The 11,712-nt window shown below is 58.1% G+C and carries 9 protein-coding genes; 2 read left to right on the top strand and 7 right to left on the bottom strand.

The genetic code is table 11. The annotated features are described in order from the left end of the window. Positions 1–6: 6 nt before the first annotated feature. Both asnS and pncB read right to left on the bottom strand, forming a co-directional pair. Positions 7–1,407: an asparagine--tRNA ligase gene (asnS, locus tag QMM04_RS17105; protein ID WP_031279853.1), complete on the bottom strand. Its 1,401-nt coding sequence runs from the start codon at positions 1,405–1,407 to the stop codon at positions 7–9. A 155-nt stretch (positions 1,408–1,562) separates the two neighbouring features. Further along, a complete protein-coding gene (gene pncB / locus QMM04_RS17100; RefSeq protein ID WP_081317687.1) occupies positions 1,563–2,783 on the bottom strand; it encodes a nicotinate phosphoribosyltransferase in 1,221 nt (406 codons plus the stop codon). A 230-nt stretch (positions 2,784–3,013) separates the two neighbouring features. On the opposite strand from pncB, the gene pepN reads away from it, so the two are divergent. Next, the gene (gene pepN / locus QMM04_RS17095; RefSeq protein ID WP_282996589.1) at positions 3,014–5,629 is read left to right on the top strand and encodes an aminopeptidase N; all 2,616 of its coding nucleotides are present in this window, start codon (positions 3,014–3,016) and stop codon (positions 5,627–5,629) included. Between the two features lie 118 nt (positions 5,630–5,747). Here pepN and ssuB read toward each other — a convergent pair whose 3' ends face one another. The 5 genes from ssuB to ssuE are packed head-to-tail and all read right to left on the bottom strand — an operon-like array spanning position 5,748 to position 10,016. After that, positions 5,748–6,539: an aliphatic sulfonates ABC transporter ATP-binding protein gene (ssuB, locus tag QMM04_RS17090; RefSeq protein WP_282996588.1), complete on the bottom strand. Its 792-nt coding sequence runs from the start codon at positions 6,537–6,539 to the stop codon at positions 5,748–5,750. After that, on the bottom strand, positions 6,536–7,327 hold the full coding sequence (ssuC, locus tag QMM04_RS17085) for an aliphatic sulfonate ABC transporter permease SsuC (protein WP_021508324.1): 792 nt from the start codon (positions 7,325–7,327) through the stop codon (positions 6,536–6,538). The genes ssuB and ssuC overlap by 4 nt, the downstream gene beginning before the upstream one ends. A gap of 10 nt (positions 7,328–7,337) precedes the next feature. After that, positions 7,338–8,483 (bottom strand): FMNH2-dependent alkanesulfonate monooxygenase, encoded by a 1,146-nt coding sequence (gene ssuD / locus QMM04_RS17080; protein WP_058775379.1) that lies wholly within the window; start codon positions 8,481–8,483, stop codon positions 7,338–7,340. A gap of 11 nt (positions 8,484–8,494) precedes the next feature. Beyond that, the gene (locus QMM04_RS17075) at positions 8,495–9,454 is read right to left on the bottom strand and encodes a sulfonate ABC transporter substrate-binding protein (RefSeq protein WP_021508322.1); all 960 of its coding nucleotides are present in this window, start codon (positions 9,452–9,454) and stop codon (positions 8,495–8,497) included. A gap of 10 nt (positions 9,455–9,464) precedes the next feature. Continuing rightward, positions 9,465–10,016 carry an NADPH-dependent FMN reductase gene (gene ssuE, locus QMM04_RS17070; RefSeq protein ID WP_021508321.1) on the bottom strand — a complete coding sequence of 184 codons (552 nt, stop codon included), beginning with the start codon at positions 10,014–10,016 and terminating at the stop codon, positions 9,465–9,467. 731 nt (positions 10,017–10,747) lie between these two features. On the opposite strand from ssuE, the gene QMM04_RS17065 reads away from it, so the two are divergent. Continuing rightward, positions 10,748–11,542, top strand: a complete 795-nt coding sequence (locus QMM04_RS17065; protein ID WP_282996587.1) for a hypothetical protein — start codon at positions 10,748–10,750, stop codon at positions 11,540–11,542. The last annotated feature ends 170 nt before the right edge of the window (positions 11,543–11,712 follow it).

The raw sequence follows: 11,712 nt of genomic DNA, 5'->3' as shown, positions 1-11,712 counted from the left end.
TAAATCTTAGAAATTCGCGTTACGTGGCGTGCGTGGGAACGGGATAACGTCTCTTACATTTTGTACACCGGTGACATAGGCGATCAAACGTTCGAAACCTAAACCGAAGCCGGCATGCGGTACGGTGCCATAGCGACGCAGGTCACGATACCACCAGTAATCTTCTTTATTCAGGCCCATTTCAGCGAGACGCGCATCCAGCACATCAAGACGCTCTTCACGCTGGGAACCGCCGATGATTTCACCGATGCCCGGTGCCAGCACGTCCATCGCCGCCACGGTTTTACCGTCGTCGTTCATACGCATGTAAAACGCTTTGATATCTTTCGGGTAGTTCTTCACCACCACCGGCGCTTTGAAGTGTTTCTCCGCCAGATAACGCTCGTGTTCGGAAGAGAGATCGACGCCCCATGACACCGGGTTCTCGAAGCTCTGACCGCTTTTCAGCAGAATGTCGACGGCGTCGGTATAGTCTACCTGGGCGAAATCCGTGGTGATGAAGCGCTCCAGACGGGCGATGGCCTCTTTATCCACGCGCTCGGCGAAGAACGCCATATCGTCAGCGCGCTCTTCCAGCACCGCTTTAAACACATACTTCAGCATCGCTTCCGCCAGGGCAGCCGCATCATCCAGCGTGGCGAACGCCACTTCCGGCTCCAGCATCCAGAATTCCGCTAAGTGACGGCTGGTATTCGAGTTCTCGGCACGGAACGTCGGGCCAAAGGTATACACTTTGGACAGCGCACAGGCGTAGGTCTCGGCGTTCAGCTGGCCGGAAACGGTCAGGAAAGCCTCTTTACCAAAGAAGTCTTTATCGAAATCGACTTTGCCCTGCGGGTCGCGCGGCAGGTTTTCCAGATCCAGCGTTGAGACGCGGAACATCTCGCCAGCACCTTCAGTGTCAGAGGCGGTGATCAGCGGCGTGGAGACCCAGAAATAGCCGTTTTCATGGAAGAAGCGATGCAGCGCCTGCGCCAGCGTATGACGTACGCGCGCCACGGCACCGACAATATTAGTGCGCGGACGCAGGTGCGCCACTTCTCGCAGGTATTCAATGCTGTGACGTTTAGCCGCCATCGGATAGGTATCCGGGTCGTCCACCCAGCCGGTGACTTCAACCTGGGTCGCCTGCAGTTCGAATGCCTGGCCTTCACCCGGTGACTCCACCACTTTACCGGTGACGATCACCGAACAGCCGGTGGTCAGACGCAGCACTTCATCCTGATAATTATTCAGAGAATTATTGACGACGGCCTGAACGGGATTAAAGCAGGAACCGTCATAAACGGCGATAAAGGAAAGACCGGCTTTGGAATCTCTTCGGGTACGCACCCAACCACGTACGGTGACTTCACTGTCAACCGCGACACGGCCGTGCAGTACATCCGCTACAGGCACTACGCTCATAAAAATCTCTCTATATAAATGAAGATGGAGTGAAATAAGCCCCATTCCGGGGTTTAGCTATGTTACTTGCGAGCCACCAGGAAACAAGCAAAATTGCCGGAGAATAAAGAGATTTTCTGGCGCAGAGCAGGGCGCAGGCACCCTGCTCAGGCCGATTAGCTGGCGCGTTTGACCAGCGGCAGGTCGAAGGCTTTGCGCAGGGCGCGCACGAAGGCTTTATCCTGGCAGATGGTTTTACCGGGACTGTCGGAGAGTTTGGCCACCGGTTTACCGTTGCAGCTCACCAGTTTGATCACGATATTCAAAGGCGTGACGCCGGGAATATCGCAGGTGAGGCGGGTGCCGATGCCAAATACCACGTTCGCGCGCTGACCGAAATGACGATACAGCGCCAGTGCTTTATCGAGGTTGAGATTGTCGGAGAACACCAGCGTTTTGCTGAGCGGATCAATATTCAGCCGCTGATAATGCGCAATGGCTTTTTCTCCCCACTCCACCGGATCGCCCGAATCATGGCGCAGGCCCTGATAGCGATGGGCAAAACCGGGGCCGAAATCACGCAGGAAGGCGTCCATCGTGATGCAGTCGGTCAGGGCAATGCCGAGCTGGTTATCGTACTCATCCAGCCACGACTGCAATGCCGCGCGCTGGCTGTTGGCCAGTACCGGGCTGATCTGCTGATGCGCCTGGAACCATTCATGTGCCTGGGTTCCGACCGGGTTAAGCTGCAACCGGCGCGCCAGATCGTAGTTACTGGTGCCCAGCAGCCACGGGAATTCGTTTTTCAGCGTGCTGACAATTGCTTCCTGCACCGCGCGCGAATAACGACGGCGTGTGCCAAAGTCCATCAGCTGGAAGCGCGACATATCGAGATCGCCTACCTGCTCACGGAAGTGCACCAGCTTCTGCTGCAGATGCGCCACCGCCTGTTCCGCGCCGCTTTCCGGCGTCCGGTGACGGTGTACCACTTCGCTGATCAGCGCCAGCAGCGGCACTTCCCACAGAATCACTTCACGCCACGGGCCGCGAATCTGAATGCGCAGATGTCCGTGATCGTCGCGCACCTCAACCTGCGAGGCATCGAAGCGGAACTGGCGCAGCCAGTCGAGATAATCCTGCTGGAAAAACGGTAAGCTGCTGAGGTAACGATATTCGTCATCGCTCAGCGCCAGAGATTGCATGGCAGTAATGTGCGTGCGGATGGCGTCGGCATACTGGCCGAGCTGCTCATCGCTGCGGCAGCGAAATTCTGCCGTTACCGGGACATCGTAGTAACGATGATAAACGGCCTGCTGCATGTGAAGCTTATAGGCATCGGTATCAAGCAGCGTGGTCAAAATCGGGGAAGCGTGTCCAGTCATGGTGCGTTTCAGCATCCTCTTCCGCGGAGCAGAGCCCGGTATTCAACAAAGTCATAAAGACGCAGGAGTATAAAACAGTAATCACCGCGATCACACCATAATTGCAGGTGACAGGTCGAGGGTCATTTGTGCCATTGTTAATGAATTGTAGACTTTTGGCGCAACGCACGCTTTGTGCGTGGCAACCCGGGCGCAACCCGCTTAGACTCTGAGGGTTGAATATATTAACGATGCGAGAAGGATTTATGACGCAACAGCCGCAAATTAAATATCGCCACGACTACCGGGCGCCGGACTACACCATCACCGATATCGACCTGACGTTTGATCTTGATGCGGCGACCACGCGCGTCACCGCCGTCAGTCAGGTAAAACGCCTTGGCGCGCAGCAGGCTGAACTGCGTCTGGACGGTGAGGCGCTGACGCTGCTGTCGCTGGCGGTGGATGGCAATCCGTGGCCGCACTACCGCGAAGAGCAGGGCGCACTGATCATCAGCCAGCTGCCGGACAACTTTACCCTGACCATCATTAATGAAATCCATCCGGATAAAAACACCGCGCTGGAAGGGCTGTATAAATCCGGCGAGGCGCTCTGCACCCAGTGTGAAGCCGAAGGCTTCCGGCATATCACCTGGTATCTCGATCGCCCGGACGTGCTGGCGCGCTTCACCACCACCCTGATCGCCGACGCGGCTAGCTATCCGTACCTGCTGTCCAACGGTAACAAGCTGGAGAGCGGTCAGCACGAGGATGGTCGTCACTGGGTGAAATGGCAGGATCCGTTCCCGAAACCCTGCTACCTGTTTGCGCTGGTCGCCGGCGATTTCGATGTGCTGCGTGACAGCTTTACCACCCGTTCCGGCCGTAACGTGGCGCTGGAAATTTTTGTCGATCGCGGCAACCTCGACCGTGCGGACTGGGCGATGACCTCGCTCAAAGCCAGCATGAAGTGGGACGAAGAGCGGTTCGGCCTCGAATATGACCTCGATATCTTTATGATCGTCGCGGTGGATTTCTTCAACATGGGCGCGATGGAGAATAAAGGCCTCAACGTCTTCAACTCCAAATACGTGCTGGCCAAAGCGGAAACCGCCACCGACAAAGACTATCTCGGTATTGAAGCCGTGATTGGTCACGAATATTTCCACAACTGGACCGGCAACCGCGTCACCTGCCGCGACTGGTTCCAGCTCAGCCTGAAAGAAGGTCTGACGGTCTTCCGCGATCAGGAGTTCAGCTCCGATCTCGGCTCGCGCGCGGTCAACCGTATTGATAATGTGCGCGTGATGCGCGGCGCGCAGTTCGCCGAGGATGCCAGCCCGATGGCCCATCCGATCCGTCCGGATCAGGTGATCGAAATGAACAACTTCTACACCCTGACGGTGTATGAGAAGGGTTCTGAAGTGATTCGCATGCTGCACACGCTGCTGGGTGAAGAGCAGTTCCAGCAGGGGATGCAGCTCTATTTCGAGCGTCACGATGGCAGCGCCGCCACCTGTGATGATTTCGTGCAGGCGATGGAAGATGCCTCCAACGTCGATTTGTCACAGTTCCGCCGCTGGTACAGTCAGTCGGGCACGCCGGTGCTGACGGTGCGTGATGACTACAACCCGGAGCTGGAGCAGTACACGCTGCACGTCACGCAGCACACGCCCCCGACCGCCGATCAAAAGGAGAAGCTGCCGCTGCACATTCCGCTGGATATCGAACTGTATGACGGCGAAGGCAAGGTCATTCCGTTGCAGCACAACGGTCATCCGGTTCATCACGTGCTGAACGTCACCGACGAGTTCCAGACCTTCATTTTCGACAACGTCTATTTCCAGCCGGTGCCGTCGCTGCTGCGGGAATTCTCCGCACCGGTGAAGCTCGACTATAAATGGAGCGATGCGCAGCTGACTTTCCTGATGCGCCACGCGCGCAACGACTTCTCGCGCTGGGATGCCGCGCAAAGCCTGCTGGCGACGTATATCCGCCTCAACGTGGCGCGCCATCAGCAGGGCCAGCTGCTGTCGCTGCCGCTGCACGTCGCCGATGCTTTCCGCGCGGTGCTGCTGGATGAGCAGGGCGATCCGGCGCTGATGGCGCTGATCCTGACGCTGCCGTCAGAGAACGAGATCGCCGAGCTGTTCGAAGTGATCGACCCGCTGGCGATTGCCGCAGTCCGCGCGGCGCTGGTGCGCACGCTGGCGAATGAGCTGAGCGATGAATTCTATGCGGTGTATCTCGCCAACCAGAGCAGCGACTACAAAGTCGAGCATGCCGAGATCGGCAAGCGCGCGCTGAAGAATGTCTGCCTGAGTTATCTGGCGTTTGCGGACGCGGAGCAGGCCAGCAAACTGGTGCAGGCGCAGTACGACAAAGCAAGCAACATGACCGATGCGCTGGCCGCGCTGTCAGCGGCGGTGGCGGCGCAGTTGCCGTGCCGTGATGCGCTGCTGGCGGCGTACGACGAGCGCTGGCATCAGGATGGTCTGGTGATGGATAAGTGGTTTATGTTGCAGGCCACCAGCCCGGCGGCTGACGTGCTGAGCAAGGTACGTAGCTTGCTGACGCATCGCTCGTTCACCATGGGTAACCCGAACCGCATCCGTTCACTGATTGGCGCGTTTGCCTCGGCCAATCCGGCAGCCTTCCACGCCAAAGATGGCAGCGGCTACCAATTCCTGGTGGAGATGCTGACCGATCTCAACCGCCGCAACCCGCAGGTGGCAGCGCGCATGATTGAGCCGCTGATTCGTCTGAAGCGTTATGATGCCGAACGTCAGGCGCTGATGCGCAAGGCGCTGGAAACGCTGCAGGGGCTGGAGAATCTGTCCGGCGATCTGTACGAGAAGATCACCAAAGCGCTGAACGCGTAATCACTCAGGTCGCCATGAATGGCGACCCTACACGGATTACGCACGGTACGTGTTTCATTACCATTAATGGCAACGATGCACGACCCCGTAGGGTGCGCATTTATGCGCACCTGTTCCTTCAGCGCTGCTGCGCGAACTGCAGGGGCTGCTCTGAGGTTCCCCGCTTCATCACCCGATCCAGCACCTCGGCCTCCAGCTCGGCGAGGCGCGCCGATCCTTTGCGGCGCGGACGCGGTAAATCCACCGCCAAATCCAGCCCGATCTGACCCTCTTCAATCAGCAATACGCGATCGGCCATCGCCACCGCTTCGCTGACATCGTGCGTCACCAGCAGCACGGTAAAATTATACTGCTGCCACAGCGACTCAATCAGGCCCTGCATTTCAATGCGCGTCAGTGCATCAAGTGCGCCGAGTGGTTCATCGAGCAGCAGCAGGCCGGGGCGATGAATCAGCGCCCGCGCCAGGGCCACCCGCTGTTTCTGTCCGCCGGAGAGCGCTGCCGGCCAATCATGTGCACGATCGGCCAGACCGACCGCCGCCAGCGCTTCCAGCGCGGCGCTGCGCCACTCGCGGCCTTTCAGACCGAGGCCAACGTTATCGATCACTTTCTTCCACGGCAGCAGACGCGCATCCTGAAACATCAGGCGGGTATCTTCGCGCGCCTCGGCCAGCGGCGCGTTGCCCGCCAGCAGTTCACCGTGCGTGGTGGATTCCAGCCCGGCCAGCAGGCGCAGCAGGGTACTTTTACCGCAGCCGCTGCGGCCGACCACCGCGACAAACTGGCCGGCCGGAATATGTAAATCGATATGATTCAGGATGGTGCGATTGCCATACTGCTTGGTGACGCCATTGACGCCTACCGGGGTACCGCGGTTCAGACGCGCCGGGCTTAGCGTTGCGTTGCTCATGCGTTCTCCTCCTTCAATTGGTAAGCCGGATGCCAGCGCAGCCAGACACGCTCCAGCAGCTGTGCCGTCACGTCGGCCAGTTTGCCCAGCAGGGCATAGAGAATGATGGCGACCACCACCACATCGGTTTGCAGAAACTCACGGGCGTTCATTGCCAGATAGCCAATACCGGAGTTGGCCGAGATGGTTTCGGCCACGATCAGCGTCAGCCACATCAGACCGAGGGCAAAGCGCACGCCAACCATGATTGACGGCAGCGCGCCCGGCAAAATCACCTGAATAAACAGGCTCCAGCCGGAGAGACCATAGCTGCGCGCCATCTCCACCAGGCCGCGGTCAATATTCCGTATGCCGTGATAGGTATTGAGGTAGATAGGGAACAGCGTGCCGAGCGCCACAAGAAAAATTTTGGCTGACTCGTCGATGCCGAACCACAGAATCACCAGCGGGATCAGCGCCAGGTGCGGCACGTTACGCAGCATCTGCACCGAGGTATCCAGCAACCGTTCGCCGGTGCGCGACGTGCCGGTAATCAGCCCGAGAATCAGGCCAATCGAACCGCCAATGGCAAAGCCGATTGCCGCTCGCCAGCCGCTGATGGCGAGGTGTTGCCACAACTCACCGCTGGCCGCGAGATGCCAGAAGGTGATGACAATATTCTCCGGCGAGGGCAGGATGCGCGTCGACAGCCAGCCAGCCTGAGAGGCAATCTGCCACACCACCACCAGCAGCACCGGCAGCGCCCACGGCAGCAGGGCATTGCTCAGCTGTTTCTTGACCTTTGCCATATGCGACTCCTTAACTCTGCGCGACTTTTTGCGGGGTGAAATCATTGGCGACCGCTTCACCGTGCGCCTGCACCACGCGGGGTTGCGGGATTTCCGGCACGGCCAGGTCGAGATGCGGGAACAGCAGCTCGCCCACGCGATAGGCCTCTTCCAGATGCGGATAGCCAGACAGAATGAAGGTCTCGATGCCGAGATCCTGATACTCCTGCATCCGCGCCGCGACCGTCGGACCGTCGCCCACCAGTGCAGTCCCGGCACCGCCGCGTACCAGACCGACGCCGGCCCACAGGTTCGGGCTGATCTCCAGCCGATCGCGCCGTCCGCCGTGCAGCGCGGCCATGCGCTGCTGACCGACTGAATCGGTGCGGGCAAAAGCCGCCTGCGCTTTAGCAATGGTGGCATCGTCAAGATGGGCGATGAGCCGGTCTGCCGCCTGCCATGCTTCCTCATTGGTTTCACGCACAATCACGTGCAGACGAATGCCGAAGCGCACCGTGCGCCCCTGCGCCGCCGCTTTGGCGCGCACCTGTTCAATCTTCTCTTTGACCAGCGCCGGCGGTTCGCCCCAGGTCAGATAGACATCCACCTGCTCCGCGGCCAAATCCTGCGCGGCATCCGATGAGCCACCAAACCACAGCGGTGGACGTGGCTGCTGCACCGCTTTAAACATCAATCGTGCACCGCGCACTTTGACGTACTTGCCTTCGTAATCGACCGTTTCGCCTTCACTCACCCGGCGCCAGACGCGGGTAAACTCCGCAGATTCGGCATAACGCTCGCGGTGATCGAGGAAAACGCCGTCGCCCGCCAGCTCTTCCGGGTCGCCGCCGGTGACGAGATTAAACAGTGCGCGACCGTTGGAGAGACGATCGAGCGTGGCGGCCTGCCGTGCGGCCTGCGTCGGAGAAATCACTCCCGGGCGCAGCGCCACCAGAAAACGCAGGCGCTGCGTCACCGGAATCAGGGAGGCGGCCACCAGCCACGCATCTTCACACGACCGGCCGGTGGGGATCAGCACGCCACCAAAACCGAGGCGATCGGCGGCCTGCGCCACCTGTTGCAGATAACCGTGGTCCACCGGGCGCGCACCTTCGGCGGTACCGAGGTAGTGGCCGTCGCCGTGGGTGGGAAGAAACCAGAATACGGATACGCTCATGATAAATTTCCTTATGGCCGGGCCGGCTGTGGCTGCCAGATGCGATCGGCAATGGTGACTTTGACCGGCATTAAATGGTTGGCATAAAACAGATCGGCAGTTTGCTGTTGGGCCTGCGCCGTGTGGGCGCTGACCGGCGTAATGGTGGTCGGGGGACGATGGTCAAGGTAGCTGGCGATCACCGGCTTCGGCAGGCCCATCGCCTGTGCCAGCAGATCGATACTTTGCTGGCGCTGGCTGCGCGTCAGCGCGTCGGCTTCGCTAAAGGTGTGCAGCACCTGCTGCACGAAGTCACCGTGATCGGTAGCAAAGCTGCGCGTGGCGAGGTAGAACGAACCGGTCTGGTTCAGCTTACTGCCGTCCACCAGCACACGGACGTTGCCCTGCAGCAGCGCAGCAGAATAGTAGGGATCCCAGATCGCCCAGGCGTCAACATCGCCCTGCTGAAACGCGGCGCGCGCATCGGCTGGCGTCAGATAAGTCGGCTGAATATCGTTAAAGCTCAGCCCGGCCTGTTCCAGCGCGCGCAGCAGCAGATTGTGCGAACTTGAGCCTTTCTGGAACGCCACTTTATGACCTTTCAGTTGCGCCACGCTGTGGATGGGACTGTCCTTCGGCACCAGAATCACTTCAGCCTGCGGCTTCGGTGGCTCCGAGCCGACATACAGCAAATCCGCCCCGGCGGCCTGAGCAAACAGCGGCGGGATGTCGCCGGTGCTGCCCAGGTCAATGCTGCCCACGTTCAGTGCCTCAAGCATTTGCGGACCGGCCGGAAACTCGATCCACTGAATGTTGGTGGCCGGGAAGCGCTGCTCCAGCAGCCGATGCGATTTGGCCAGCACCATGCTGACCGATCCTTTCTGATAGCCGATACGGAATTGTGCTGGCGCTTCGGCAGCCTGAGCCGCGAGGGTCAGGGCAAACAGCGCGGTAACGGTTGGCAGCAGCCAGCGGGTTAACATCCTTTTCATCGCGGTTCCTTTATACAGCCTGAGCATAGGGTTGATGACGACGGTGCAGCGCCTGCCAGAAGGTTTCCAGCGCCTCATCAATGCGCTCGCTCAGCAGCGCATCCAGCTCAGGCTGGCGGTCGTAATGGGTGATTTGCGTATCACTGGCGAACACGCCGTGCAGAACTTCCTGCGCTTTCAGCGCGTTCAGCACCGGTTTCAGCGCGTAGTCAACGGCCAGCATGTGCGCCACGCTGCCGCCGCTGGCCAGCGGCAACACCACTTTATGTTCCAGCGCCCGCTCTGGCAGCAGATCGAGCAGGGTTTTCAGCGCACCTGAGAAAGAGGCTTTATAAATCGGTGTGGCGACGATCAGCCCCTCCGCGAGCGCTAAATCCGCTTTCAGCGCGGTCAGTGCCGGTGAGTCAAAGCGCGCATACAGCAAATCTTCCGGCTGAAAGTTGTGAATGTTCCACGGAATCACCTCAACGCCACGCGCTTCCAGCGCCCGCTGGCACACACTCAGCAGCGCCGTGGAACGTGAAGGAAAACGCGGACTCCCCGCCAGCGTAATAACCCGCATGGTCACTCCTTATAACTGAAAGTTATTGATTAGCAATCATTGAGAACTGATGCGTTCAATCCTGACAGAGCAGGCGGCGAGGCGTAAATGATTTATCCGGCAATGGATAGCCGTCAGGCGGGAATAGCGCGCGCTTATAAAGGAAGGGAAAAGCGCCTCTAAGGTTAATCTGAATTGCACCCGCAGATTGCCGGGTTTTCATTAGCGGCTTCCGTCACGGGCAAGGTAAGAATGATTAAAAGCGCTGTTGCCTGGTTAAACCAGAGGTGTAACCGTCGACACATATCGCCGGGCGCGCCATTGTCGTCAGGCTTAAGAAGAAATAGATGAGGTAATTTAAGGAGTAGCAAACAAACGCTGACGTAAGTTTAAAGCGGGCACCAGGATTTTTCGTAGTGGCTGTTTAGAATGTTCCATTTTAAGCTGGTCTCAAATTAGCGAGTAAGTGTGTCAAAGCGTGGCGTTTTATTAAAATCGCACCGTTTAACGCGTTTCCTGTTACCGATATTACGTATTACTTCAGCACTCTGGCCGGGATTGCTTCAGTTGCGCTTAACAATAAAAGGCAAATAAACAGCCAGTCTGTCAAGGGCCAAGTGTCATGCCGTCGGCGGGCTGTTTATAATTGATTGAGTTTTCTTACGCTAAAAAAAAGTCACTGCCTTATTTGCGCCTTAATTGGGCGGATTTTTGTCTGGCCATTATTCAGTATTATTTTTAGGGAGAGGAATATGGGAAGGTCTGCTCTGTTAGTGCATCCGGCTGAGCCGGTTGCCGATCAGCCTGCGCGCGTCGCGGCTGATAACGTTAATCCGCTGTTGTGTTATCTCCTGCAGCCGGATGCCGCGCACAGCCAGTTTAACGCTGTGCCGCAGCCAGCGGCGGAGAGCGTCAGCGACGACGCGTTCTTACTGTTTGCCGCCGACGGCTTTGCACCCTCTGCTGCACTGTTGCAGGAATTGGCAACGCTCAGCCATCAGCGCCCGGAGCTCAACTGCATGCTGCTTTCACTGGCACCGCGCGCACTGAGCAGCGGCCTGCAGTCGTCGCTGCAGCTGTTCCAGCAGCTGCAGGCGCAGCGCCTGTGGCAGCAGAATAACTATGCGGTTATCCTGCGCGCCGCGCTGGTGAAAAATGCCGCTCCGCTGGTACGCATTCAGGATGTGATGCTGGCTGGCCTGTTAAATACGCAAACGGTATGGCTGCTGGATGCCCGCGCAGAGCATGAGGTCACCACGGTTAATCCGCCGCCCAGCTATCAGCAATTTATGACGGAGTATGAAAAGGTCACCCGTTTGTCACACTTTATTCCGGAGCGAAACCGCTATCGCCAGAGTTATTTACGCAGCGGGTTATTACAGCTGGTACAGCAGGAATTAAACGCTGAAACGCAGTTCTCTAATAATGTGCGGCACGCGGTGCGCTACTTTGCCGATCAGTTTTCACCGCAGAGTACAATGGAAAAACTGTTACTGAAACAGCCCGACCTCTATTTCTCACTGATGAAAATGAGAAAAAGCCGCTGAGATAGCGCCAGCGTTAATTTTAAGAATTACTCCCGTGGGCGCTGGGGTATTTTTGTGTCACGCTGTTAACACTGAGAAAAATACCCAGACGCCAGAGTTTTTATGTCTATCAAACGTAACGCGATTGCCAACTATGTTGGCCAGATCTATCTGACGCTGTCAGGTATTTT

The organism is Pantoea sp. Pa-EAmG, from assembly GCF_030024295.1.
Classification (GTDB): Bacteria; Pseudomonadota; Gammaproteobacteria; order Enterobacterales; family Enterobacteriaceae; genus Pantoea; species Pantoea dispersa.
Note: the sequence above shows the minus strand (reverse complement) of the source record. Positions and strands in the feature narration are given on the sequence as shown.